The 23620-nt window shown below is 67.1% G+C and carries 22 protein-coding genes; 12 read left to right on the top strand and 10 right to left on the bottom strand.

Features of this window, described 5'->3' with window-relative positions; translation table 11 throughout:
- Window positions 1–34: 34 nt before the first annotated feature.
- The 6 genes from OEZ60_RS17095 to OEZ60_RS17070 all read left to right on the top strand — a co-directional run bounded on the left by OEZ60_RS17095 (window position 35) and on the right by OEZ60_RS17070 (window position 8626).
- Window positions 35–3316 (top strand): AsmA-like C-terminal region-containing protein, encoded by a 3282-nt coding sequence (locus tag OEZ60_RS17095; RefSeq protein ID WP_263338825.1) that lies wholly within the window; start codon window positions 35–37, stop codon window positions 3314–3316.
- Complete coding sequence (gene queA / locus OEZ60_RS17090; protein WP_263338822.1) at window positions 3313–4401, top strand: tRNA preQ1(34) S-adenosylmethionine ribosyltransferase-isomerase QueA; 1089 nt, start codon at window positions 3313–3315, stop codon at window positions 4399–4401. The genes OEZ60_RS17095 and queA overlap by 4 nt, the downstream gene beginning before the upstream one ends.
- A gap of 53 nt (window positions 4402–4454) precedes the next feature.
- Window positions 4455–5759, top strand: coding sequence for an MFS transporter (locus OEZ60_RS17085; RefSeq protein WP_263338819.1), 1305 nt, complete (start codon window positions 4455–4457; stop codon window positions 5757–5759).
- Window positions 5760–5836: 77 nt separating this feature from the next.
- Window positions 5837–6412 carry a DUF924 family protein gene (locus OEZ60_RS17080; protein WP_263338816.1) on the top strand — a complete coding sequence of 192 codons (576 nt, stop codon included), beginning with the start codon at window positions 5837–5839 and terminating at the stop codon, window positions 6410–6412.
- A gap of 102 nt (window positions 6413–6514) precedes the next feature.
- Window positions 6515–7909 (top strand): dihydrolipoyl dehydrogenase, encoded by a 1395-nt coding sequence (lpdA, locus tag OEZ60_RS17075; RefSeq protein WP_263338813.1) that lies wholly within the window; start codon window positions 6515–6517, stop codon window positions 7907–7909.
- A gap of 117 nt (window positions 7910–8026) precedes the next feature.
- On the top strand, window positions 8027–8626 hold the full coding sequence (locus OEZ60_RS17070) for a DUF502 domain-containing protein (protein WP_263338811.1): 600 nt from the start codon (window positions 8027–8029) through the stop codon (window positions 8624–8626).
- 4 nt (window positions 8627–8630) lie between these two features.
- Here the strand turns inward: OEZ60_RS17070 and OEZ60_RS17065 are convergent, their stop codons facing one another.
- Window positions 8631–8996: a rhodanese-like domain-containing protein gene (locus OEZ60_RS17065; protein WP_263338809.1), complete on the bottom strand. Its 366-nt coding sequence runs from the start codon at window positions 8994–8996 to the stop codon at window positions 8631–8633.
- A 241-nt stretch (window positions 8997–9237) separates the two neighbouring features.
- Between OEZ60_RS17065 and uvrA the strand changes: the two genes are divergently transcribed.
- Entirely contained in the window at window positions 9238–12096 is a 2859-nt protein-coding gene (gene uvrA, locus OEZ60_RS17060; RefSeq protein ID WP_263338807.1) for an excinuclease ABC subunit UvrA, read from the top strand.
- A gap of 3 nt (window positions 12097–12099) precedes the next feature.
- Here the strand turns inward: uvrA and OEZ60_RS17055 are convergent, their stop codons facing one another.
- Window positions 12100–12423 carry a hypothetical protein gene (locus OEZ60_RS17055; protein WP_263338805.1) on the bottom strand — a complete coding sequence of 108 codons (324 nt, stop codon included), beginning with the start codon at window positions 12421–12423 and terminating at the stop codon, window positions 12100–12102.
- 150 nt (window positions 12424–12573) lie between these two features.
- Between OEZ60_RS17055 and OEZ60_RS17050 the strand changes: the two genes are divergently transcribed.
- Window positions 12574–13566: an Lnb N-terminal periplasmic domain-containing protein gene (locus OEZ60_RS17050; RefSeq protein WP_263338804.1), complete on the top strand. Its 993-nt coding sequence runs from the start codon at window positions 12574–12576 to the stop codon at window positions 13564–13566.
- Here OEZ60_RS17050 and OEZ60_RS17045 read toward each other — a convergent pair whose 3' ends face one another.
- The 8 genes from OEZ60_RS17045 to OEZ60_RS17010 all read right to left on the bottom strand — a co-directional run bounded on the left by OEZ60_RS17045 (window position 13567) and on the right by OEZ60_RS17010 (window position 20929).
- Window positions 13567–13776 carry a YgaP family membrane protein gene (locus OEZ60_RS17045; RefSeq protein ID WP_263338801.1) on the bottom strand — a complete coding sequence of 70 codons (210 nt, stop codon included), beginning with the start codon at window positions 13774–13776 and terminating at the stop codon, window positions 13567–13569.
- A gap of 94 nt (window positions 13777–13870) precedes the next feature.
- The gene (locus tag OEZ60_RS17040; protein WP_263338799.1) at window positions 13871–14527 is read right to left on the bottom strand and encodes a Crp/Fnr family transcriptional regulator; all 657 of its coding nucleotides are present in this window, start codon (window positions 14525–14527) and stop codon (window positions 13871–13873) included.
- 37 nt (window positions 14528–14564) lie between these two features.
- Complete coding sequence (locus OEZ60_RS17035; RefSeq protein ID WP_263338797.1) at window positions 14565–14909, bottom strand: excinuclease ABC subunit A; 345 nt, start codon at window positions 14907–14909, stop codon at window positions 14565–14567.
- A gap of 77 nt (window positions 14910–14986) precedes the next feature.
- On the bottom strand, window positions 14987–15859 hold the full coding sequence (mmsB, locus tag OEZ60_RS17030) for a 3-hydroxyisobutyrate dehydrogenase (RefSeq protein WP_263338795.1): 873 nt from the start codon (window positions 15857–15859) through the stop codon (window positions 14987–14989).
- A complete protein-coding gene (locus OEZ60_RS17025) occupies window positions 15856–16902 on the bottom strand; it encodes an enoyl-CoA hydratase/isomerase family protein (RefSeq protein WP_263338793.1) in 1047 nt (348 codons plus the stop codon). Before OEZ60_RS17025 ends, mmsB begins: the two co-directional genes overlap by 4 nt.
- Window positions 16902–18047, bottom strand: a complete 1146-nt coding sequence (locus tag OEZ60_RS17020; protein ID WP_263338791.1) for an acyl-CoA dehydrogenase family protein — start codon at window positions 18045–18047, stop codon at window positions 16902–16904. Before OEZ60_RS17020 ends, OEZ60_RS17025 begins: the two co-directional genes overlap by 1 nt.
- A gap of 94 nt (window positions 18048–18141) precedes the next feature.
- Window positions 18142–19269, bottom strand: a complete 1128-nt coding sequence (locus OEZ60_RS17015; protein ID WP_263338789.1) for a carboxylate-amine ligase — start codon at window positions 19267–19269, stop codon at window positions 18142–18144.
- Between the two features lie 160 nt (window positions 19270–19429).
- Window positions 19430–20929 carry a CoA-acylating methylmalonate-semialdehyde dehydrogenase gene (locus OEZ60_RS17010; RefSeq protein WP_263338787.1) on the bottom strand — a complete coding sequence of 500 codons (1500 nt, stop codon included), beginning with the start codon at window positions 20927–20929 and terminating at the stop codon, window positions 19430–19432.
- A 101-nt stretch (window positions 20930–21030) separates the two neighbouring features.
- Between OEZ60_RS17010 and OEZ60_RS17005 the strand changes: the two genes are divergently transcribed.
- From OEZ60_RS17005 to OEZ60_RS16990, 4 genes are all read left to right on the top strand, one after another.
- Window positions 21031–21924: a LysR family transcriptional regulator gene (locus OEZ60_RS17005; protein WP_263338785.1), complete on the top strand. Its 894-nt coding sequence runs from the start codon at window positions 21031–21033 to the stop codon at window positions 21922–21924.
- 59 nt (window positions 21925–21983) lie between these two features.
- Window positions 21984–22418, top strand: coding sequence for a CBS domain-containing protein (locus tag OEZ60_RS17000; RefSeq protein ID WP_263338783.1), 435 nt, complete (start codon window positions 21984–21986; stop codon window positions 22416–22418).
- An 87-nt stretch (window positions 22419–22505) separates the two neighbouring features.
- Window positions 22506–22994 carry a pantetheine-phosphate adenylyltransferase gene (gene coaD / locus OEZ60_RS16995; protein WP_263338780.1) on the top strand — a complete coding sequence of 163 codons (489 nt, stop codon included), beginning with the start codon at window positions 22506–22508 and terminating at the stop codon, window positions 22992–22994.
- A gap of 116 nt (window positions 22995–23110) precedes the next feature.
- Window positions 23111–23539, top strand: coding sequence for a PACE efflux transporter (locus OEZ60_RS16990; RefSeq protein WP_263338778.1), 429 nt, complete (start codon window positions 23111–23113; stop codon window positions 23537–23539).
- Window positions 23540–23620: the final 81 nt, after the last annotated feature.

Below are 23620 nucleotides of genomic sequence, written 5' to 3'. Positions count from 1 at the left end.
CCCGATCGGGCGGGCACCGGGAAACGGCGGCAGGATGGACGAGCAGGGCAACAGCGTGGGCACCACCGTCAAGACGCCGAGGCGCCGCCGCCTGGGCGCATGGCTGATTCTCAGCCTCGCCCTGGTGGCGGTGCTCCTGTCGGTCGCGGTGCTTGCGCTGACGGGGCGGGTCGTCCCGGCGCCAGCCTGGGCGGTCGAGCGGATCGAGGCGCGGGCGAACCGGGTCCTGGCGGGCCGGGTCTCGGCCCGGATCCTCGATGTCGACCTTCTGGTCGACGAGGACTTCACGCCGCATGTGCGGCTCGGCGGTGTCGAACTTTTCTCGCCGCGCGGAGACCGGATCGCGGTTCTGCCGGAAGTGACGACGACGCTCTGGGCAAAGCCGATGCTGAGCGGGCGGATCGAGCCGCGCGCGCTTGAACTCGGTGGCACCCGGATCGCCTTGCGCCGGCTCGTGGATGGCAGCCTCGACGTCGATGTCGGCGCCGGGGCGGCCGCCGGAGGCGCGGCGCTAAAGCCGGAGGCGCTACTCGACGGGATCGACCAGCTTTTTTCGTTACCGGTCCTGAAGGATATCGAGACGGTCACGGTCGACGGGATGGAGGTCGAGTTCGAGGATCTTCGGGTCGGCCGGGTCTGGCGCGCGAGCGATGGTTTTCTCGCCTTCGAGCAGGATGCCAAGCGGATAGCGATCGATCTGTCGATCGCGCTGGCCGAGGGCAGCGGTCCGCCGGCGCTGGCCAAGCTCGGCTTCACATCCGACAAGCACTCGCCCGCGGCCAACCTTACCGCCGAGATCACCGATGTCTCGGCGCGCGACCTCGCCGCGCAATCGCCGGCGCTGGCCTGGCTCGGTGCGCTCGACGCGCCGATCTCGGGCGCGATCCGCTCCGAGGTCGATGCCGAAGGCAGGGTCGGCCTGCTCACGTCGACGCTGGAGATCGGCGCCGGGGCGCTCAGGCCCACCGCCGACACCAAGCCGGTCCGCTTCGACCGGGTCCGGCTCGACATGGCCTACGATCCCGAACGCGCGGCACTGACCTTTACCGACCTCGAGGTCGACGGACCTGCCCTGCGGGTCCGCGCGTCCGTCAAGGCCTGGCTCAAGGACCTGGAGGCCGGGCTGCCGCAGACATTGATCGGACAGGTCGCGATCAGCGAGCTCAAGGCCGATCCCGAGGGCGTATTTGACGATCCGGTCACGATCTCGCAAGGCGCGATGGATTTCCGGCTCCGCCTCGACCCGTTCACCTTCGATCTCGGCCAGCTCGTGCTGGTGGACGAGGGCGGTCGGATCAGCGCCCGAGGCCGGGCCGCTGCCGAGCCCGAGGGCTGGGCGGTCGGTGTCGATGTCGCTGTGAACGAGATCGAGAGCAAGCGGCTGATGGCGCTCTGGCCGGTCGCGGCGGTGCCCAAGACCCGCGCCTGGCTCAAGGAGAACGTCGCGACCAGCGTGCTGTCGAACGTGAAATCGGCTTTCCGCCTGCGGCCCGGTGAAGACCCGCATTTTGCGCTCGGATGGGAATACAGCGATACCGAGGTGCGGATTCTCAAGACCCTGCCGCCGATCCGGAACGGCGCGGGCCATGCGTCGATCACCGACTACAGATACACGCTCGTCGTCGATCGCGGCCACGTCGTGGCGCCGGCGGGAGGCGATATTGATGTCGCGGGTTCGGTGATGGAGATCCCCGATCTCAGGATCAAGCCCGCACCGTCGCGGATCACGCTGAAGACCGAAAGCACGATCACCGCGGCGTTGTCGCTTCTGGACCGGCCGCCCTTTCAGTTCCTGACCAAGGCCGGCCGGCCGGTCGATCTGGCCGAGGGGCGAGCCCGGATCGAGACCATTCTCGACCTCGTCCTGATGCGCAAGATCAAGCCCAAGGACGTCGATTACAAGGTTACGGGCAAGCTTTCCAACGTGCGCTCCGACCGGCTCGCGCCGGGGCGGGTGCTGATGGCCGGCACGCTTGATCTCACGGCCTCTCGAGAGGGGATGGCGGTTTCCGGCCCGGCCACGTTCTCGGGCGTGCCGGTGGAAATGACCTGGAGGCAGGATTTCGGGCCCGAGCATCGCGGCAAGAGCCGGGTCGAGGGCACGGTCGAGCTGTCGCCCCGCGCGCTCGACGCATTCGCGATCGCGCTGCCGCCGGGATCGGTGCGCGGCACCGGCATCGGGCAGATGTCGATCGACCTCGAACGCGGCAAGCCGCCGGCGTTCGAATTCGTTTCGGACCTCGCGGGCCTCACACTCGGGATTCCCGCGATCGGCTGGAGCAAGGCCGCCGAGCGCAGCGGCCGGCTGATGCTGCGCGGCCGGCTCGGCAAGCCGGTGGAGGTCGACCGGATGGAGGTCGAGGCAGCGGGGCTGTCGGTCGCCGGAAACATCGCGCTGAAACCGGATGGCGGGCTTGACGCGGTGCGCCTCGGAACGGCGCAGCTCGACGACTGGTTCGACGGCCGCCTCGAACTGCGCGGCCGGGGCCGCGGCGCGCCGGTGGGTATCGTCGTCCAGTCCGGCCGGCTCGACATGCGCAAGGCACGATTCGGCAGCGCGGACCGCGGCCAGAGCGGCGCGCCGCTCTCTGTGGCGCTCGACCGGCTGCAGATATCGGACGGCATCGCCGTGACCGATTTCCGTGGCAACTTCACGACCGAGGCGGGGCTGGCGGGCGACTTCATCGGGCGGGTCAACGGCGAGGCGCTGATCTCGGGAACGGCCGAGCCGTCCGGCGCCCGGAGCGGTTTCCGGATCCAGAGCAACGACGCCGGCACGACGCTGCGCGCCGCGGGGATCTTCACCCGCGCGGTGGGCGGCCGGCTCGACCTCAGCCTGCGGCCGGTCGGCACGTCGGGTGCCTATGACGGCGCCGTGCGGATCGCCAATATCCGCGTCGTCGATGCGCCGGTTCTTGCGGCACTTCTCGACGCAGTTTCCGTCGTAGGGCTGCTCACCCAGCTCTCCGGCCCCGGCATCCTCTTTTCCAACGTCGCGGGCGAGTTCCACCTGACGCCCGACGCGGTCGACATCCGCAGCGGTGCCGCCACCGGTCCCTCGCTCGGCATCTCGGCCTCGGGCCGCTACGAGACGGCGGCCAAGCGCATGGACTTGCAGGGCACCGTCTCGCCGATCTATATGCTCAACGGGATCGGCCAGATCTTCTCGCGCCAGGGCGAGGGGCTCTTCGGTTTCAACTACCGCCTTGCGGGCAACGCGGATGCGCCCCGCGTCAGTGTCAACCCGCTCTCGATCCTCACTCCCGGCATGTTCCGCGAGATCTTCCGCTCCAGCCCGCCGAAACCCAGCCCATGAAACTCTCCGATTTCGACTTCGAACTGCCTGACACGCTGATCGCCACCCGGCCGGTGCGGCCGCGTTCGGCGGCGCGGCTCTGCCTCGTCGAGGGCGGCGAGATTCGGGACCTCCATGTCGGCGACCTTGTCGATCTGCTCGGCCCCGACGACCGGCTGGTTCTGAACGACACCAAGGTACTGCCGGCGCGGCTCGCCGGAACGCGGGTGCGTACGACCGGGCAGGGCGAGGCGGTCGCACGGATCGAGGTGACACTTCTGGAGCCGCGCCCCGACGGGACCTGGGCCACGCTTGTCAAGCCCTTGAGAAAGCTCAAGGAGGGCGAGAAGATCCGCTTTTCGGACCGGCTGTCGGCCGTGGTGACGCGGATCGCCGAGGGGCAGGCGGAGCTTGACTTCAACCTGTCGGACGAAGAGTTCGACGCGGCGCTTGCCGAGGCTGGCGACATGCCGCTGCCGCCCTATATCGCGGCGATGCGGTCGCCCGACGACCAGGACCGGCAGGACTACCAGACCGTCTTTGCCCGCCGCGCGGGCGCGGTCGCGGCGCCGACGGCATCCTTGCATTTCGACGACGAGCTGCTCGCGCGCCTCGCCGCGAAGGGCGTCAGCTTCACCCATGTCACGCTCCATGTCGGCGCCGGCACCTTCCTGCCGGTGAAGGTCGAGGATGTCTCCACCCACAAGATGCATGCCGAATGGGGCGAGGTGACCGACGAGGCGGCGGACGAGATCAACGCGACCCGCGCCGCCGGCGGCCGGGTGATCCCGGTCGGCACCACCGCGCTCCGGCTGATCGAGAGCGCGGCCGGCACCGATGGCCAGGTCCGTCCCTGGCGCGGGCCGACCGACATCTTCATCTATCCCGGCTATGCGTTCCGCGTGACCGACGGGCTGATGACCAACTTCCACCTGCCGAAATCGACGCTCCTGATGTTGGTCTCGGCGTTGATGGGCGTGGAGCGGATGCGCCGCGTCTATGACCACGCGGTCGCGGCAGGCTACCGGTTCTTCTCCTATGGCGATGCCTCGCTTCTCCTGCCCGAACGGCGCAATCCAGTCACGCCCGGTCGCGACAGGGCCTGAAAGCCCGCGCCGATCCTGCACACTTCCTGCCTCTTGATCCGAAAGACATTCCGATGCTGACCGTACTTCGCAACTCCTGGGCCCTGCTTCTGGGCATGATGCTGCTGATGATCGGCAACGGCGTGCAGGGCACGCTTCTCGGCATCCGCGGCGCGATCGAGGGCTTCTCGACGACGCAGATGTCCTTCGTCATGTCGGCCTATTTCCTCGGCTTCCTGTTCGGCTCTCAGATGACGCCGAACATGATCCGGCGCGTCGGCCATGTGCGGGTCTTCGCCGCCCTGGGATCGATGATATCGGCGGTTCTGGTGGCCTATGCGGCGGCACCCGACTGGATGGCCTGGTCGCTGATGCGGGTGGTGATCGGGTTCTCGTTCTCGGGCGTCTACATCACCGCGGAGAGCTGGCTCAACAACGCCTCCACGAACGAGACCCGGGGCCAGGCGCTGTCGATGTACATGATCATGCAGATGCTCGGCATCATCTCGGCGCAGGGTCTGCTAAACGTCGGCGATCCGTCGGGCTACCTGCTGTTCGTGATCCCCTCGGTGCTGGTCTCGATTGCCTTCACGCCGATCCTGCTCACCGCGAGCCAGGCGCCGGCCTTCGAGCTCACGAAGCCGCTGAGCTTCATCCGCCTCTACCAGATCTCGCCCCTCGGCTGTGTCGGCATCTTCCTTCTCGGCGGCATCTTCTCGGCGCAGTTCGGCATGGCCTCGGTCTGGGGCTCGGCGGTGGGGCTGTCGGTGCGCGACCTGTCGATCTTCGTCGCCTCGATCTATGTCGGCGGTCTGGTGCTGCAATACCCGATCGGCTGGCTCTCGGACCGGATGGACCGGCGCAAGCTGGTGCTCGCGCTGTCGGTACTTGGCGCGGGGTCGACCGTCGTGCCGGTCGTCATGGAGCCGAGCTTCGTCATGCTGGTCGCCGTCGGCGCGCTGATGGGCGGGGTGTCGAACCCGCTCTATTCTCTGCTCGTCGCCTATACCAACGACTTCCTCGAAGGCTCCGACATGGCCGCCGCCTCGGCGGGGTTGATCTTCATCAACGGCGTCGGCGCGATCGGCGGTCCGATCCTCACCGGCTGGATCATGGCCGAGATCGGCCCTGCGGGCTTCTTCCTCTTCATCGCGGTGCTCTTCGCGATGATGGCGCTCTATGCCGCCTGGCGGATGAGCCGGCGCCCGGCGCCGCCGACCGACCATCCCGGCGCCTTCATGCCGCTCGCGCCGACGGCCGGACTCGTCGCGGTCGAGGCCGCGATCGAGGTCCAGGCCGAAGCCCAGGACGCGACCGCGGGAGCGGCCGGGGCAGAGGCGACGGAGGAGGTTCCGACGGGCCGCGGCGCGGTCGACTGACCATCATCGCACTGGCTTTTCCGCCGACATCCTGCAAATCTGAAGCCCGGAGCATAAAAAAGCGGGGGGGCACGGGAATGTCGGAACCTGAAGCCGTCGTCGAGTTCTGGCTGCACGAGGTCGGCGTCGACGGCTGGTACGAAGCCATAGATGACGTCGACGAGGAGATACGGAAGCGGTTCGGCGCCGAGTGGCAGGCGGCCAATGCCGGGCAGCGCGAATTCTGGTGCAACGGACCGCGCGGCACGCTGGCCTATCTGATCCTGACCGACCAGTTTCCGCGCAACATGTTCCGGGGCAGGCCGGAGGCGTTCGCGACCGACGCGCGGGCCCGCACCGCCGCCGCCGCCGCCATCGATCGCGGGTTCGACCTGAAAATCCCGGAGCCCGAGCGGGTCTTCTTCTACATGCCGTTCGAGCATTCCGAGGACTTGGCCGACCAGGACCGGTGCATCGCCCTGTTCGAAAGCAGGTTGGACAAGACGCGGGACGAGTTTCTGCTGCATGGCAGAACTCATCGAGAGATCATCCGCCGCTTCGGCCGCTTCCCGTACCGCAACGCCGCGCTCGGTCGGCAGAGCACCGCCGAAGAGGTGGAATTCCTTGAAAACGGCGGCTACCGCGCGATCCTGAACGAGCTCGCCGGTGCCTGAGCGAAGCCATGCGCCCGGCGCATGGCGTCACTGCCGTTGGCGCATTGCGCGGAATCAAAAAATAGTTTAATGGCAAACTACTTTTTCCGAGGGAGGTAGGACATGGCTGCGAAGACTTTCGACATGATCGTGATCGGTGCGGGTCCGGGCGGCTATGTCGCCGCGATCCGGGGTGCCCAGCTCGGGCTCAACGTCGCGATCGTGGAGCGCGAGCATCTGGGCGGCATCTGTCTCAACTGGGGCTGCATCCCGACGAAGGCGCTCTTGCGTTCGGCCGAGGTCTTTCACCTGATGCACCGCGCCAAGGAGTTCGGGCTCAAGGCCGACGGGATCGGCTATGACCTCGATGCCGTCGTGCAACGCTCGCGTGGCGTGGCCAAGCAGCTTTCGGGCGGCATCGGCCACCTGATGAAGAAGAACAAGATCACCGTCTTCATGGGCGAGGCGACGCTGCCGAAGACGGGCACCGTGTCGGTCAAGACCGACAAGGGGACCGAGGAACTGGCGTCCAAGGCGATCGTGGTCGCCACCGGCGCGCGGGCGCGCGAGCTTCCGGGGCTTGAGGCCGATGGCGATCTGGTCTGGACCTACAAGCACGCGCTGATGCCGAAGCGGATGCCGAAGAAGCTGCTGGTGATCGGCTCGGGCGCGATCGGGATCGAATTCGCGTCGTTCTTCAACACGCTCGGCGCCGACACGACGGTGGTCGAGGTGCTCGACCGCGTGCTGCCGGTCGAGGATGCCGAGATCTCGGCCTTCGCCAAGAAGGCCTTCACCAAGCAGGGCATGAAGATCATGGAGAAATCCACGGTCAAGAAGCTCGACCGCGCCAAGGGCAAGGTGACCGCGCATATCGAGGCCGGCGGCAAGACCGAGACGATGGAGTTCGACACGGTCATCTCGGCGGTCGGCATCGTCGGCAACGTCGAGAACCTCGGGCTGGAAGGCCTCGGCGTGAAGATCGACCGCACCCATGTCGTGACGGATGAATACTGCCGCACCGGGGTCGAGGGGCTTTACGCGATCGGCGACATCGCCGGCGCGCCCTGGCTCGCCCACAAGGCCAGCCATGAAGGCGTCATGGTCGCCGAACTGATCGCCGGCAAGAAGGCCCATCCGATCAAGCCGAACACCATCGCCGGCTGCACCTACTGCCATCCGCAGGTCGCCAGCGTCGGGCTCACCGAAGCCAAGGCCAAGGAGGCCGGTTACGAGGTCAAGGTCGGCCGCTTCCCCTTCATCGGCAACGGCAAGGCGATCGCGCTCGGCGAGGCGGAGGGTCTGGTCAAGACCGTCTTCGACGCCAAGACCGGCGAGCTTCTCGGTGCCCACATGATCGGCGCGGAAGTGACCGAGCTGATCCAGGGCTACGTCGTCGGCCGCACGCTCGAGACGACCGAAGGCGAGCTGATGGAGACGGTATTCCCGCATCCGACGCTTTCGGAGATGATGCACGAGGCGGTGCTCGACGCCTACGGACGGGCGCTGCATATCTGACGGCGTGCGACGGCCGGCGGGGTCGCGCATGTGACCCGCCGGCGGTCGGCCCTGCTGTCAGGGCCAGAGCGGCGCGGGAGCGGAACGGGCGGTCGGTGCCCGGGACTGGGGGAGACCATGATCAAGACGACGATCGTCGGCGGGATTCTGGCCCTCGTGCCGATTGGCTTCCTGGTGATCGCGTTCGAAAAGGCATGGCTCGTCGCCCTCAAGGTGGCTGGGCCGATCGAAGCGGCATTGCCCGAAGCCCACGCCGCGAGGCCGGTCCTGGTGAGCGCGGCGGCGTCGGTCCTGATCCTTGGCTTCTGCTTCCTGTCCGGGCTTGCGGTGCGCCATCGCATCGTGAAGGCGCGCGTTTCGGCGGTGGATGCGATCCTCACCGACACGATTCCGGGCTATGTCGCGGTCAAGGCCAAGGTCAGCGGTCTCGCGGAGTCAGAGGAGCGCGAGGGGCTGCTACGCGCCGTTCTGGTGCGGTTCGATGATCATTGTCAGCTGGCCTACGAGGTGGAGCGTGAGGGCGATCATGCGACGGTGTTCCTGCCGGGATCGCCCTCCGTCTGGTCCGGCACGACGATCATCGTCGAGACCGAGCGGATTTCCCCGCTCGACTCGCCGCTCGCCGGGATCAACCGTGCGCAGCGGGCCCTGGGGCGTGGAACCCTGGGCATTGCCAGCCGGGCGATCCGCAGCGGCGGCGAACCACCGAGCGGGTGACGGTTCAGCGGGTGACCGCGCCGCCCGCGGCGCGCCAGTCACCGAAGCCGCCAAGGTTGTAGACCTCGCGGTAGCCGAGCTGCGCGAGCATCTGCGCCGCCATCTGGCTGCGGGCGCCGGAGGCGCAGTAGAGCGCCACGGGACGCTCGCAGGAAAGTTCCGCCAGGCATTCGGGGCTCGACAGATCGCATTTCATGCGCAGGACCGCGAGCGGGACGTGAAGCGCACCGGCCGCCTTTCCGGAAGCGGCGATCTCGGCACCCTCGCGCACGTCGATCACGGTCAGCTCTCCCGCCGCGGCGCGGGCGACGGCGTCCTTCGGCGAAAGACCGGGCGCGCCGGAGGTGAGGGAGCGGAGGAAGGACAGCATTGCGGGGCCTTTCGCTGAGGTGATCTCGCCGTCTGATCTGGCGTGTCGGTCCTCCATATCAAGACTTGGGTGGAAAATAAATTCAAAAAGATGAATTTGATGTGGTGTGGCCGCATTTCGTGCACTCCGCCTGAGCCATACTGTCAGCATGCAATGGCGCAGTTCTTGTTATGTTCTCACTTTCCGGTTGGAGACTCGCGCGACATGCACTATTTGTTAACGCCTGATCCCCGGGGGCAGCATGGCCGAGCAGAAATTCATCGAGGTGCGCGGCGCGCGCGAGCACAATCTGAAGTCCATCGACGTGGATATTCCGCGCGACCAGTTGACGGTGATCACCGGGCTGTCGGGCTCGGGCAAGTCCTCGCTGGCCTTCGACACGATCTATGCCGAGGGCCAGCGGCGCTATGTCGAGAGCCTCTCGGCCTATGCCCGCCAATTCCTCGACATGATGGGCAAGCCCGACGTCGATCACATCTCAGGCCTCAGCCCGGCGATCTCCATCGAGCAGAAGACGACCTCGAAGAACCCGCGCTCGACTGTCGGAACGGTGACCGAGATCTACGACTACCTGCGTCTTCTCTTCGCGCGGGTCGGCACGCCCTACAGCCCCGCCACCGGCAAGCCGATCGAGGCGCAGCAGGTGCAGGACATGGTCGACGCGGTGATGGCGATGGGCGAGGGGACGCGCGGCTACCTGATGGCGCCGATCGTCCGCGACCGGAAGGGCGAATACAAGAAGGAGTTCCTGGAGCTTCGCAAGCAGGGTTTCCAGCGGGTGAAGGTCGACGGCCAGTTCTACGAGCTGGAGGAGCCGCCGACGCTCGACAAGAAGTATCGCCATGACATCGACGTGGTGGTCGACCGCATCGTGGTGCGCGAGGGGCTGGAGACGCGGCTCGCCGACAGCTTCCGCACCGCGCTGAATCTTGCCTCCGGCATCGCGATCCTCGAAACCGCGCCGGCAGAGGGCGAGCCGGAGCGCATCACGTTTTCAGAGAATTTCGCCTGCCCGGTCTCCGGCTTCACCATCCCCGAGATAGAGCCCAGGCTCTTCTCGTTCAACGCGCCCTTCGGCGCCTGTCCGTCCTGCGACGGGCTCGGGGTGGAGCTCTTTTTCGACGAACGGCTTGTCGTTCCGGACGTGACGCTGAGGCTCAAAGACGGCGCGCTCGCGCCCTGGAACAAGGGCAAGTCGCCCTATTTCATCCAGACCATCGACTCGCTTGCCAAGCATTTCGGCTTCGATGCGCGCAAGCCGTGGAAGGACCTGCCCGAGAAGGTGCAGGACCTCTTTCTCCGCGGCTCGGGCGACGAGGAGATCAAGTTCCGCTTCGACGAGGGCGGCCGTGTCTACGAGGTCAGCCGCACCTTCGAGGGCGTGATCCCCAACATGGAGCGACGCTACCGCGAGACCGACAGCGCCTGGGTCCGCGAGGAATTTGAACGCTACCAGAACAACCGCCCCTGCGGTGCCTGTGGCGGCCACCGCCTCAGACCCGAGGCGCTGGCGGTGAAGATCGCCGGCCTGCATGTGGGCGAAGTGGTGCAGATGTCGATCAAGGAGGCCTATGCCTGGATCGACACGGTGCCCGCGAAACTGACCAAGCAGAGGAACGAGATCGCGAAGCTGATCCTTAAGGAGATCCGTGAGCGCCTTGGATTCCTGAACAATGTCGGGCTCGAATACCTGACGCTTTCGCGCAATGCCGGGACCCTTTCGGGCGGGGAAAGCCAGCGGATCCGGCTGGCCTCCCAGATCGGCTCGGGCCTGACGGGCGTTCTTTATGTTCTCGACGAGCCGTCGATCGGGCTCCATCAGCGCGACAACGACCGGCTGATCGGGACGCTGAAGAACCTGCGCGATCAGGGCAACACGGTCCTTGTCGTCGAGCATGACGAGGAGGCGATCCGCGAGGCCGATTATGTCTTCGACATCGGCCCCGGTGCCGGGGTCCACGGCGGCCAGGTCGTGGCGCGAGGCACGCCGGAGGAGATCGCGGCCGATCCGGCCTCGCTGACCGGGCAGTACCTGTCCGGGAACCGCGAGATCGCGGTGCCGAAGCATCGTCGCGAGGGCAACGGCAAGAAGCTGACCGTGGTCAAGGCGACCGGCAATAATCTCAAGGAGATGACGGCCGAGTTTCCTCTGGGCAAGTTCGTCTGCGTCACCGGCGTTTCCGGTGGCGGCAAGTCGACGCTGACGGTGGAGACCCTCTACAAGAATGCCGCGCTCAGGCTCAACGGCGCGCGCGAGACGCCCGCGCCCTGCGAGACGATCAAGGGCTTCGAGCATCTCGACAAGGTGATCGACATCGACCAGCGCCCGATCGGGCGCACGCCGCGCTCGAACCCCGCGACCTATACCGGGGCCTTCACACCGATCCGCGACTGGTTCGCCGGACTGCCGGAAGCGAAGGCGCGCGGCTATGCGCCGGGGCGGTTCTCGTTCAACGTCAAGGGCGGGCGCTGCGAGGCCTGCCAGGGCGACGGCGTGATCAAGATCGAGATGCACTTCCTGCCCGACGTCTATGTCACCTGCGAGACCTGCAAGGGCCATCGCTACAACCGCGAGACGCTGGAAATTCTCTTCAAGGGCAAGAGTATCGCCGACGTTCTTGAGATGACGGTGGAGGATGCCCAGAGCTTCTTCCAGGCGGTGCCGGCGATCCGCGAGAAGATGGATGCGCTGGTCAAGGTCGGGCTTGGCTACATCAAGGTCGGCCAGCAGGCGACGACCTTGTCGGGCGGCGAGGCGCAGCGGGTGAAGCTGTCGAAAGAGCTGTCGAAACGCTCGACGGGCCGCACGCTCTACATCCTCGACGAGCCGACAACGGGGCTGCATTTCGAGGATGTGCGGAAGCTTCTCGAAGTGCTGCACGAGCTCGTGGAGCAGGGCAACACGGTGGTCGTGATCGAGCACAATCTCGACGTGATCAAGACCGCCGACTGGATCATCGATATCGGCCCCGAGGGCGGCGATGGCGGCGGGCGGATCGTGGCCTCGGGCACGCCCGAGGAAGTGGCGGCCGAAGAGCGCAGCCATACCGGCCGCTACCTCGCGCCGATGCTGAAGCCGCGCCGGGTCGCTGCCGAATAGCGATCAGCGCCGGCGGAAGTTGTGGATGACCTCCAGCACCTGGTGGTCGTTCGCGTCGACGCGGTAGACGACGTAGTCCGCCTTGTAGTAGCGCCAGGCCCCGTCCACGGGCGGCAGGCCGTAGCGGTCTATGTCGAGCAGCATGCTGTAATTGTAGATCGGGAACGCGTCCCCGACGGCGTATTCCGGCTGCGAGCGCTGCTCGGCGGGGATGACGAGGCACTTCGCCGAGGCCGTCTGGCTGAGACAGGTCTGCGCCGCGGCGGCGCCCGTGGACGCGATCGATGTGAGGGCGGCGAGGGTCAGGAAATGAACGGATCTCCGCATAGGGAACCTCCGGGAATCACTTTCAACAATGCGCCATCGTAGCATGGACCCCGCCTGTATCGGAGCCCGGACGTCGCGAAAGGGAGGATGCGTCTTGCAGGCAGGTGGATTTTGCGCAGGAATGGCCCGGACGCAGAGGGAAGGGGTTGCATGATCGTACCGATCGCCGTTATCGCGGGCCGCGCGCTTCAGGTCGTCCTGGCGGCCGGCCTCGTCGGCTGGACCGCGCTCCTGGGATATTTCCAGCTTGGCGCTCCGTGGTGGCAGGTCTTCTTCGCGGTGATCGTGGCGCTTCTGCTAGGGCTCCTCGTGCTTCTCTGGCGCCGCCACTGGCGGCGGGTCTGGATCGCGATGGGGCTGGTTCTTGTGGGGGCTGGCCTCTGGTGGAGCACGCTCGTGCCGCGCGCCGACCGCGACTGGAAGCCCGAGGTCGCCCACGGCGTCACCGCCGAGATCGGGCCGGACAAAGTCACGCTTAACAACGTGCGGAACTTCGGCTGGACGTCGGAGACCGAGGCGGACGAACGCTGGGAGAGGCGGGTCGTGGATCCGGGCGCCATCACCTCGGTCGACATCATCCTGTCGGTCTGGGACAGCCCCGACATCGCGCATACGCTGGTGAGCTTCGGCTTCGACGACGGCCAGCATGTCGTCTTTTCGAGCGAGATCCGCAAGGAGCGGGACGAGGAGTTCTCCTCCCTCGGCGGGTTCTTCCGAAAGTTCGAACTGGTGCTGATCGCGGCCGACGAGCGGGACATCGTGCGGCTGCGTACCGACCTGCGGGGCGAGCAGGTCTCGCTCTATCCGATCACGATGGAGGCCGGACAGCGCGAGCGGCTGTTCCTGTCCTTCCTTGAGCTTGGCAACGATCTCGACCGGGCGCCGCGCTGGTACAACACGCTGACGAGCAATTGCACGACGGTTCCCTACCATCTTGCGGCCCAGCTTTCCGACCGCGTGGTGTTCGATCCCCGCGTCATACTGTCGGGGCGGTTGCCGGGTTATCTGCGCGACATCGGGGTACTGCGTCCCGACCTCACGGCCGAGGAGGTCGCGGCACGCGCCTCGCTCGGCCGGCTCGGCCCGGCACTCGCGGACGGCACGGAGTTCTCGCGCCGGATGCGGGTGAAGTGGGACGGCTGATCAGCTCTTCTTCATCGGGCAGGTCGAGAGGCCGAGCAGCGTGTAGAGCGGGCAGGTCGAAAGGGCGCCGGTGAGAAGTGCGATCGCGCCGACGAGGGCGAGGGCCCAGCGGTAGCCGAGATCGGGCATCGCGAAGAACGCCCCCAGAAGGACGATCCCGAGAAGGATGCGGATCACGCGGTCCGCGCCGCCGACATTGGTCTTGAACATGGTCAGTCTCCTGTTTCCCGTGCCGGGCGGGTGCCCGGCCGTTACGGGGGGCAGGATGACAGGGGCGGCACGGCGGGTCTGTGACCTCGTCACGCTACTCCGCCGCTGCGGCGAGGCGCCGCAGGGCGGGGGCATCCGTGAGGCGCACGGCGCCGCGTTCGGTCGCGACCCAGCCCGACCGCTGGAGCGCGTCGAGGCGCCGCGAGACGACCTCGCGGGCCGATCCGATGGCGGTGGCGAGTTCCTGATGGGTCGCATGGACCACGCCGTCCGTGGCGCGGTCGAGCAGCGCCTGGGCGAGCCGGCTTTCGACGCGCTGGAAGGCGACACGTTCGAGGACATGCATCATGCCCTGCATCCGCGCGGCAAAGGCCGAGAAGACATAGGCGCGGAAGGTGGCGGAGCTGTCCATCAGGGTCAGAAACAGGCCGCGCGGGATCAGGACCAGCCGACAGTCGGTCGCGGCGACGGCCTCGCCCGAGTAATCGTCGCCGCCGAGAAGGCCGAGCGTCGTCTGCACGCAGGAGCCGCCGGGCTCGACGGCGTAGAGCAGGATGTCGCGCCCCGAGGGGCCGGTTAGGAACACCTCGATCCGGCCCTTGAGCACGACGACGAAGCCCTTCACCGTGTCGCCCGGATGGAAGACCGGCGTGCCGCGCGCAAGTTCGACCGGAACAAGCGTCTCGATCTGGCGGCGCGCGGCGGCGTCCAGCGCGCCCAGCCCCGTTGCCTCCGAGGTCCAGACGGTCATGGCCGAGCCGGCTCGCTCGGGGGACGGGGAGGCATCGTCAGTCGAGCAGCGCCGAGGTCGCGCGGATGAAGTCGAGGATCTCGTATGTCGCCTCGTCCACGCGGTAGATGCGGTTGTCGACGATGTAATACCGTTCGCCGGGCCGGAGCGGCGGCAGCTCGTAGCGATCCGGGTAGCGGATCCGGTGATAGTGGTAGTGGGTCACATAGTCGCCGCGATCGGGGTAGCGCACGCCCTTCTTCGCTTGCCCGGGCGGCACGCACGGCACGGCCTTCTTGGCGAGCCCCGGCGGGCAGTTCTTGCCGCCGGCATGGACGGGGGCCGCGCTCAGCGCGGCGAGCGCGAGCGCGGAAAGGACGAGTCGGACGGTTCTGCGGGTCATGCGGTATCTCCTTGGCCAGTGAAACCTAATCGCTGGCGCGGGCGAAGTGTTCCCCCGCTCTGTAGCATCGGCGGAAATCAGCCGCGATGGCGTTTTTCGAACCGCGGCAGCATCGCCGAGAAATCCATGCCCTTGCCGTCCTCGCTTTCCACGAAGGTCTCGTAGAGCCGCGCGGCCAGCTCGCCCATCGGCGTGTCGGCATCGGCGGCCTCGGCGGCCTGCTGGCTGAGGCGCAGGTCCTTCAGCATCAGCTCGGCCGCGAAGCCGGGCTTGTAGGCGTTGTCGGCGGGCGATTTCGGCCCGACGCCCGGCGCCGGGCAGTAGGCGTTCATCGTCCAGCTGTAACCCGAGGAGGTGGAGACCACGTCGAACATCTTCTGCCGGTCGAGGCCGAGCTTGTCGGCCAGCGCAAAGGCCTCGCAGGTGGCGATCATGGTGACGCCGAGGATCATGTTGTTGCAGATCTTCGCCGCCTGACCGGCGCCAGAGGCACCGCAATGCACCGCCTTCTGGCCCATGATGTCGAAGAGCGGCTGCACGACTGCGAAGGCCGCTTCGGAGCCGCCGGCCATGAAGGTAAGCGTGCCCGCGGCCGCCCCCGTGACCCCGCCCGAGACCGGCGCGTCGACGGCGAGAAGTCCTGCCTTCTCGGCATCGGCAGCGACCGCGCGGGCGCTCGCGACGTCGACGGTCGAGCAGTCGCAGAAGACGGCGCCCTTCTTCATCGCCGGGATCACCTCGGTCGCGACCGCGCGCAGGATCGCGCCGTTCGGCAGCATGGTGATGACGACGTCGGCACCCGCGGCGGCCTCGGCCGCCGTGCCCGCCGCGCGCGCGCCCTCGACCGTCACGCCGGCCACGTCGAAGCCGGTGACGTCATGCCCCGCCTTGACCAGGTTGGCTGCCATCGGCCCGCCCATGTTGCCAAGCCCGATGAATCCGATCTTCATGTCCGTTCCTCCTCGAATGTCAGGGCGTCATCCCCGAGCGGCATCAGCATCTTCGCCACCTCGGACGGCGGCACGGCTTCGGTGCTCTCGTGGTGCCAGCGCGGGTTGCGGTCCTTGTCGATGATCGCCGCGCGGATGCCTTCAAGGAAATCCGCGTGCTCCATCGAACGGTAGGTGAAGCGATATTCCAGTTCCAGCGCGGCGCGCATCGAGGGCGCTGCGCGGAGGCGATGCAGGATCTCGACCGTGCAGGCGACCGACAGCGGCGCGGCGCGGCTAAAGGCCTTGCGCGCCTCGGTTGCGACCTCGCCTTCGGCGGCCTTTAGCGCGCGGGCGATGTCGCCCGCCGTCTCGCCCGCGAAGAGCGCGTCGATCTCGGCTTGCAGCGCGGCGAACCGTCCCGCCGGCGGCGTTGAGGTTCGCGCGTCGATCCGGCCCGCAGCGCCGCTCTCGATCAACTCGGCCTTGAGCGCGGGCCAGTCGGCTTCGGGCACAAAGCGGTCGGCGAAACCGGCGAGGATCGCGTCCGCCGGGCCCATCCGGGCGCCAGTCGTGCCGAGATACTCGCCGAGGCGCCCCGGCGCCTGCGCCAAAAGGTAGGAGCCGCCGACATCGGGCACCAGCCCGATCCCGCATTCTGGCATCGCGATCTGACTCGTCTCGCCGACGATCCGGTGGCTGCCGTGGCAGCCGACGCCGACGCCGCCGCCCATCGTGAAACCCTGCAGGAAGCTCACCACCGGTTTCGCGAATGCGTCGATCCGCGCGTTCATGCGGTATTCGTCGGACCAGAACTTGCGGCCGTAGGACCAGTCGCCGCGGGTGCCGGTCGCGTACATCTCGGCGATGTCGCCGCCGGCGCAGAAGGCGCGCTCGCCCTCCGCGTCGATCAGCACCAGCGCCACGTCCGGATCGCCGGCCCACGCTTTCAGTGCGGCGTCGATCTCGAGGCACATCCCGTAGGTCAGCGCATTGAGCGCCTTCGGCCGGTCGAGCGTGATCCGCCCGGCGCGGCCCTCCTTGCCGATCCGGATCTCGGTCATCAGCCGCGTTCCGCGAGAAGCGCGCGGGCGGTGATCAGCCGCATGATCTCGTTCGTGCCCTCGAGGATCTGGTGCACGCGGAGATCGCGGACGATCTTCTCGATGCCGTAATCGGCGAGATAGCCGTAGCCGCCGTGAAGCTGCAGGCACTGGTTGGCGACCTCGAAGGCGTTGTCGGTCACGAGCAGCTTCGCCATCGCGCAGAACTTCGAGGCGTCCGGGGTCTTGTTGTCGAGCTTCCACGCCGCCTGGCGCAGGAAGGTCCGTGCCGACTGCAGCTTGACCTCCAGTTCGGCGAGCCGGAACTGCAGCGCCTGGAACTGGTCGAGCGTGCGCCCGAAGGCCTTGCGCTCGCCCATATAGGCGACGGTCGCGTCCATCGCCGCCTGCGCGCCGCCGAGGGCGGAGGCCGCGATGTTGAGCCGCCCGCCGTCCAGCCCCGCCATCGCGTAGGAAAAGCCCTTGCCCACCTCGCCGAGGAGGTTATCGGCCGGGATCACGCAGTCGTCGAACTGCACCTGCGCGGTCGGTTGTGCCTTCCAGCCCATCTTCTGTTCCAGAGCGCCGAAGGACAGGCCCGGCGTGCCGTCCTCGACGATCACGGTCGAGATGCCCTTCGGCCCGTCCTCGCCGGTGCGGCACATCACGACATAGACGTCGGAATAGGAGCCGCCCGAGATGAAAGCCTTGGTGCCGTTGAGCTTCCAGCCATCGTTGGAGCGCTCGGCGCGGGTCCTGAGGGCCGCCGCGTCCGAGCCCGATCCGGGCTCGGTCAGGCAATAGGCGAAGACCTTGCGCATCGAGGTCAGCTCGGGCAGCCATGTCGCCTTGGTCTCGTCCGAGCCGAACTTGTCGATCATGCCGCCGCACATGTTGTGGATCGACAGGAACGCGCCGACGGCCGGGCAGGCCATCGCCAGCGCCTCGAAGACCAGGGTCGCGTCGAGCCGGCCGAGCCCCGAGCCGCCGTAGTCCTCGGCGACGTAGATGCCGCCGAGGCCAAGCTCGGCGACCTTCGGCCAGAGGTCCTTCGGAATCGTGCCCGCGGCCTCCCAGTCACGGGCATGGGGCGCGATCTGCTCCTGCCCGAAGGCAAAGGCCATGTCGAAGATGGCCTGTTGTTCCTCGCTCAGTGCGAAATCCATCGGAACCCTCCTGGCGGCGTGAATTGAACGCTTGTTAAATTCTAACTGTTGCAAGAATTTTGCAAGCCGAAATCTGCGCCCCGGAGGCCCAATCTCACAGGTCGGCGTGAAACTCCTCGATGAGGCTGCGCACAACCGCGCGCATCGCGCCGGCCTCGTCGTCGCCGGCCTCGATCGCATCGGTGCGGACGGCACGTTGCCGGTCGGCGCTGGTTCCGGTTTCGAGCAGGTCGCGAAGCGCCTCGATCTCTGCCGTGCAGCCGAGCGCCTCGGCATCCTCGGCCACGAGGGCGACGAGTTCGTCGAGCAGCACCGGGAAATCGACGACCTCGAGCCGGCCGAAGTCGATCAGCCCGCCGGTGATGCCGTAGCGCTGCGCCCGCCAGCGGTTCTCGTCGAGCAGGAAGTTGTCGTAGTGCCGCCAGCGCTGGTTCCTGCGCCGGAGCCGGCTGAGCATCCGAGTCAGGCATTGGGTGAGGGCCGCCAGCGACAGCGTCATCTCCAGCTTTGGCTGCACGTCGCAGATCCGGGTCTCGATGGTCGGGAAACGGGCGGAGGGGCGCAAGTCCCACCAGATCTTCGTCGAATCCTCGATCAGCTTCATGTGGACCAGCGCATGCACGGTGCGCTCGTATTCCGCCCAGCTCGAGAAGCGCGGCGGCAGGCCGGTGCGGGGCAGGTTGTCGAACACGGTCAGCCGGTAGCTCGCGAGGCCGGTATCCTCGCCCTGCCAGAACGGCGAGGAGGCCGACATCGCCAGAAGATGCGGCAGGAAGTAGGAAAGCTGGTTGACGAGGTCGATCCGCATGTCCTCGGAGGGGACGCCGACATGGACATGCATGCCCGAGATCAGCATCCGCCGCGCCACCCCGCCGAGATCGCGGCGCAGGACGTTGTAGCGCTCCTTGTCGGTGTGGTGCTGGTCCTTCCAGTCGGAGAATGGATGGCAGGAGGCGGCGATCGGGGCGAGGCCGTGGTCGGCGGCATGGCGTGCGACACAGGCGCGGAGCTTCCTCAGATCATCGCGCGCCTCTCCGACATCCTTGCAGACGCGGGTGCCGATCTCGATCTGGCATTGCAGGAATTCGGGGCTGACCTGGCCCGCCATCTCGGCCTTGCAGGCCGCCATCAGCGCCTCGGGCGCCACGGCGAGCGCGAGGCTGTCACGGTCAACGAGCAGGTATTCCTCCTCGATCCCGATGGTGAAATCCGGCTCGGTCATGGCACGCACCTCCCGCAGCCAGTTGAGCAGAGCCCGCGGTACGGGGCAAGCGCGGAGGGGCGCCATGCCTTCCGTGAACGGCGAAGGGCCGGCGGTGCGCCGGCCCTTGCGTCGATCGGTAAATGAGGCGGGGGCAGGGGCCCCCGCGCCGGTTCCGGCGTCAGTCCATCGCCTTGAAGTTGAACTCGCCACCTTCCTTGATGCCGGACGGCCAGCGCGCGGTCACGGTCTTGGTGCGCGTGTAGAACTTGAACGAGTCCGGACCGTGCTGGTTGAGGTCGCCGAACATCGACTTCTTCCAGCCGCCGAAGGTGTGGTAGGCCAGCGGCACCGGGATCGGCACGTTGATGCCGACCATGCCGATGTTGATCCGGTGCGCGAAGTCGCGCGCGGTGTCGCCGTCGCGGGTATAGATCGCCGTGCCGTTGCCGTACTCGTGATCCATCGCGAGACCGAGCGCCTCTTCGTAGGACTTGGTGCGCACCACCGACAGGACCGGGCCGAAAATCTCGGTCTTGTAGATGTCCATGTCGCGGGTGACGTGGTCGAAGAGGTGCGGGCCGACGAAGAAGCCGTTCTCGTAGCCCTGGAGCGTGAAGTCGCGGTTATCGACCACGAGCTTTGCACCCTGCTCGACGCCGCTGTTGATCAGGCCAAGGATGCGCTCCTTCGCCTCGCGGGTGACGACCGGGCCGTAATCCACGTCGTTGCCGTCGGTATAGGGGGCGACGCGCAGCTTCTCGACCCGCGGCACCAGCTTTTCGATCAGCCGGTCGGCGGTCTCGTCGCCCACCGGCACGGCAACCGAGATCGCCATGCAGCGTTCGCCCGCGGCACCGAAGCCCGCACCGACGAGCGCGTCGGCGGCCTGGTCCATGTCGGCGTCCGGCATGATGATCATGTGGTTTTTCGCGCCGCCGAAGCACTGGGCTCGCTTGCCGTTCGCGGTGGCGCGGCTATAGATGTACTGCGCGATCGGGGTCGAGCCGACGAAGCTGACGCCCTGGATCGTCTCGCTGTCAAGGAGCGTGTCGACCGCCTCCTTGTCGCCGTTGACGACCTGGAAGACGCCTTTCGGCAGGCCCGCCTCGACGAAGAGCTCGGCGAGCATCAGCGGCACCGAGGGGTCGCGCTCGGAGGGCTTCAGAACCACCGCGTTGCCGCAGGCGAGCGCCGGGCCGACGTGCCAGAGCGGCATCATGGCCGGGAAGTTGAACGGCATGATCGAGGCGACGACACCGAGCGGCTGGCGCATCGAGTACATGTCGATGCCGGGGCCGGCGTCGTCGGTGAACTCGCCCTTCAGCATCTGCGGCGCGGCGATGCAGTATTCGATCACTTCAAGGCCGCGCTGCAGGTCGCCCTTGGCGTCGGGGATGGTCTTGCCATGCTCGCGCGAGAGCGCTTCCGCGAGTTTCTCCATGTCGCGGTTCATCAGGCCGACCATGGCCATCATGACGCGCGCACGGCGCTGCGGGTTCATCGCGCCCCAGGCCGGCTGCGCGGCCGCGGCCTTGGCGATCGCGGCCTCGGTCTCGGCGGCCGAGGCCAGCGGGCACTTGGCCTGCACTTCGCCGGTCGCGGGGTTGAAGACATCCGTGAAGCGGCCCGAGGTGCCCTTCACATGCTCGCCGTTGATCCAGTGGGTCAGTTCTTTCATGGAAGCCTCCCGAAGTTGCTGCGCGACAATAGCCTTGCAGTTTTGCCCGGAAAAGGGGCAGTTTCCCAAAAGGGTTTTGCAATGTTGCAAAGGATGGGATCATGGCGGATTGGGACGACCTGCGGGTCTTTCTGGCGGTCGCGCGAACCGAGAGCCTCTCGGGGGCGGGGCGGCTCCTGAAGCTCGACCCGGCGACTGTCGGGCGGCGGATCGCGAAGCTCGAGGAGGCGATGACGGTCCGGCTCTTCAACCGCTCGGCGCAGGGCTATGCGCTGACCGGCGAGGGTCAGCGGCTGCTCGTCCATGCGGGCCGCGCCGAGCAGGCGGTGGCCGAGGCGATGGAGGAGGTCGGATCCGAGGGGCCGGGCCTGACCGGGCAGATCCGCATCGGCGCGCCGGACGGCAGCGCGAACTACCTCCTGCCGCAGATCGTCGCGGAGATCTGCGCCGATCATCCGGGGCTCGAGGTCCAGATCGTCGCCCAGCCGCGGGTCTTCAACCTGTCCAAGCGCGAGGCCGACATGGCGATCGCGGTGAGCCCGCCGGCTGCGGGCCACCTGACGGTGCAGCGGCTCACGGATTACAAGCTGCACCTCGCCGCATCGAAGGCCTATCTCGACCGCCACCCGCCGATCACCTCGGTGGCCGATCTGAAGCGCCACCGCACGATCGGCTATATCCAGGACCTGATCTTCGACAAGGAACTCGACTACCAGAGCGAGGCCGGGATGGAGGACGTGACGCTCGCCTCGAACTCGGTCTCGGTGCAGTTCAACTGGGTGCGGACCGGCGCCGGCATCGCGGTGGTGCATGATTTCGCGCTGCCCGCGGCGCCCGATCTCGTCAAGGTTCTCGCCGACAAGGTCTCGCTCACGCGGTCGTTCTACCTCATCCGCCATCCCGACGACCGCCGGGTGGAACGGCTCAACCGCTTCGCCGAGCTTCTGGCGCAGGGCGTGCGACGCGAGGTCGCGCGGCTCGAAGCACTGGCTTGACAGCGGCGGGTCAAGGCGCGACGTTGAGGGAAAGTCGCTTATCGCTCAGGAGTTTGCCCATGCAGGTTCACCAGATTCTGCGTTCCAAGGATCAGACCGGCATCATCACGGTGACGCCCGAGACGACTGTCGCGGATGCGGCGCGCCTTCTCGCCGAGCGCCGGATCGGCGCGGTCGTCGTCTCGCGCGACGGCAAGAAGCCGCTCGGGATCCTCTCCGAGCGCGACATCGTGCGCGACCTCGGCCGCCGGGGCTCGGGCTGCCTGACCGACAAGGTCGAGGCGCTGATGACGCGCAACCTGATCTCCTGCGCACCCAACGATGCCGCCGACTCCGTGCTCGAGAAGATGACGGCGGGACGGTTCCGCCACATGCCGGTGATGGAGGGCGATGCGATGGTGGGATTCGTCTCCATCGGCGATCTCGTCGCGGCGCGGATCTCCGAACTCGCGATGGAGAAGGATGCGCTTGCCGGGATGATCATGGGCAACTGAGCCGGCCACGGCGGGGCGGGACTTGCATTCGCGCGCGCAATATCGTTGCGTCAGCGTGACGTAACCACCCGAGAGGGATAGGGATTCATGCGCATCGGCCTTTACCCCGGCACCTTCGACCCGATCACGCTCGGCCATACCGACATCATCCAGCGGGCGATGGCGCTCGTCGACCGGCTGGTGATCGGGGTGGCGATCAACCGCGACAAGGGGCCGCTGTTCACGCTTGAGGAGCGTGTGGCGATGGTGGAGGCCGAATGTGTCCCCATCGTCGCCAAGACTGGCGGCGAGATCGTGGTGCATCCGTTCGAGAACCTGCTGATCGACTGCGCGCGCGACGTCGGCGCCTCGGTGATCGTGCGGGGGCTCCGGGCGGTCGCGGATTTCGAGTACGAATTCCAGATGGTCGGCATGAACCGCGCGATGGACGATTCGGTCGAGACGGTCTTCCTTATGGCCGACGCGCGGCGCCAAGCGATCGCCTCGAAGCTCGTGAAAGAGATCGCACGGCTCGGCGGCGACGTGTCGAAATTCGTGACCCCCGCCGTCGATTCTGCGCTTAAAGCCAGGTTCTGACGCGGGCGCGCTTGCGCCGGCCGGCTGGCGATCGTGTATCTGCACGCAAAGCGAGGACGACCTCCCCCGAAACCGGGATACTTGTTCGGGACGACCCGAAAACCGAAGGGGACATCATGCGCACGGCAAGAGACCGCATCCTCCACGCCATCAGCTTCGAGATCATCGGCCTGGCCCTGGTCACGCCGCTCGGCGCGTGGGCGTTCGGTCTGCCGATGCACGACATCGGCGTCGTCGGCATCGTCGGCGCGACGGTCGCGACGCTGTGGAACTACGCCTACAATCTGCTGTTCGACCACGCGATGCTGCGGCTCGTCGGAACCGTTCGCAAGACACTGCCGGCGCGCGTCCTTCACACGGTCCTATTCGAGGCGGGTCTTCTGGCGATATTGTTGCCGTTCATTGCCTGGTATCTCGGCGTCACCCTGGTCCAAGCCTTCCTGATGGACGTGTCCTTCGCGCTTTTCTACCTGGTCTACGCCTTCGTCTTCAACTGGGCCTTCGACCTGGCATTCCCGGTGCCGTCGTCGCCGCCGTCGCCCTGAACGCAGCCGAACCGCCCATCGGCGCGCGTTGCCTGTTCGGGCGCGATCCGCTCAATGCGCCGACAAAAATCAAACGGAAAC

The sequence above is a fragment of the Albidovulum salinarum genome, from assembly GCF_025673475.1.
Lineage (GTDB): Bacteria > Pseudomonadota > Alphaproteobacteria > Rhodobacterales > Rhodobacteraceae > Albidovulum > Albidovulum salinarum.
The sequence above is the reverse complement of the archived record's forward strand: the minus strand, read 5'-3'. Positions and strand labels throughout refer to the sequence as shown.

What these genes read in the sequence shown, in the direction of transcription:
- OEZ60_RS17050 (WP_263338804.1), top strand. Translation starts at nt 12,574, where the DNA reads ATGATCGTACCGATCGCCGTTATCGCGGGCCGCGCGCTTCAGGTCGTC.
- coaD (WP_263338780.1), top strand. Translation starts at nt 22,506, where the DNA reads ATGCGCATCGGCCTTTACCCCGGCACCTTCGACCCGATCACGCTCGGC.
- OEZ60_RS17080 (WP_263338816.1), top strand. Translation starts at nt 5,837, where the DNA reads ATGTCGGAACCTGAAGCCGTCGTCGAGTTCTGGCTGCACGAGGTCGGC.
- OEZ60_RS17025 (WP_263338793.1), bottom strand. Translation starts at nt 16,902, where the DNA reads ATGACCGAGATCCGGATCGGCAAGGAGGGCCGCGCCGGGCGGATCACG.
- OEZ60_RS17000 (WP_263338783.1), top strand. Translation starts at nt 21,984, where the DNA reads ATGCAGGTTCACCAGATTCTGCGTTCCAAGGATCAGACCGGCATCATC.
- OEZ60_RS17005 (WP_263338785.1), top strand. Translation starts at nt 21,031, where the DNA reads ATGGCGGATTGGGACGACCTGCGGGTCTTTCTGGCGGTCGCGCGAACC.
- OEZ60_RS17020 (WP_263338791.1), bottom strand. Translation starts at nt 18,047, where the DNA reads ATGGATTTCGCACTGAGCGAGGAACAACAGGCCATCTTCGACATGGCC.
- OEZ60_RS17010 (WP_263338787.1), bottom strand. Translation starts at nt 20,929, where the DNA reads ATGAAAGAACTGACCCACTGGATCAACGGCGAGCATGTGAAGGGCACC.
- OEZ60_RS17035 (WP_263338797.1), bottom strand. Translation starts at nt 14,909, where the DNA reads ATGACCCGCAGAACCGTCCGACTCGTCCTTTCCGCGCTCGCGCTCGCC.
- OEZ60_RS17065 (WP_263338809.1), bottom strand. Translation starts at nt 8,996, where the DNA reads ATGCTGTCCTTCCTCCGCTCCCTCACCTCCGGCGCGCCCGGTCTTTCG.
- OEZ60_RS17015 (WP_263338789.1), bottom strand. Translation starts at nt 19,269, where the DNA reads ATGACCGAGCCGGATTTCACCATCGGGATCGAGGAGGAATACCTGCTC.
- OEZ60_RS17040 (WP_263338799.1), bottom strand. Translation starts at nt 14,527, where the DNA reads ATGACCGTCTGGACCTCGGAGGCAACGGGGCTGGGCGCGCTGGACGCC.
- OEZ60_RS16990 (WP_263338778.1), top strand. Translation starts at nt 23,111, where the DNA reads ATGCGCACGGCAAGAGACCGCATCCTCCACGCCATCAGCTTCGAGATC.
- mmsB (WP_263338795.1), bottom strand. Translation starts at nt 15,859, where the DNA reads ATGAAGATCGGATTCATCGGGCTTGGCAACATGGGCGGGCCGATGGCA.
- queA (WP_263338822.1), top strand. Translation starts at nt 3,313, where the DNA reads ATGAAACTCTCCGATTTCGACTTCGAACTGCCTGACACGCTGATCGCC.
- OEZ60_RS17055 (WP_263338805.1), bottom strand. Translation starts at nt 12,423, where the DNA reads ATGCGGAGATCCGTTCATTTCCTGACCCTCGCCGCCCTCACATCGATC.
- lpdA (WP_263338813.1), top strand. Translation starts at nt 6,515, where the DNA reads ATGGCTGCGAAGACTTTCGACATGATCGTGATCGGTGCGGGTCCGGGC.
- OEZ60_RS17095 (WP_263338825.1), top strand. Translation starts at nt 35, where the DNA reads ATGGACGAGCAGGGCAACAGCGTGGGCACCACCGTCAAGACGCCGAGG.
- OEZ60_RS17085 (WP_263338819.1), top strand. Translation starts at nt 4,455, where the DNA reads ATGCTGACCGTACTTCGCAACTCCTGGGCCCTGCTTCTGGGCATGATG.
- OEZ60_RS17070 (WP_263338811.1), top strand. Translation starts at nt 8,027, where the DNA reads ATGATCAAGACGACGATCGTCGGCGGGATTCTGGCCCTCGTGCCGATT.
- OEZ60_RS17045 (WP_263338801.1), bottom strand. Translation starts at nt 13,776, where the DNA reads ATGTTCAAGACCAATGTCGGCGGCGCGGACCGCGTGATCCGCATCCTT.
- uvrA (WP_263338807.1), top strand. Translation starts at nt 9,238, where the DNA reads ATGGCCGAGCAGAAATTCATCGAGGTGCGCGGCGCGCGCGAGCACAAT.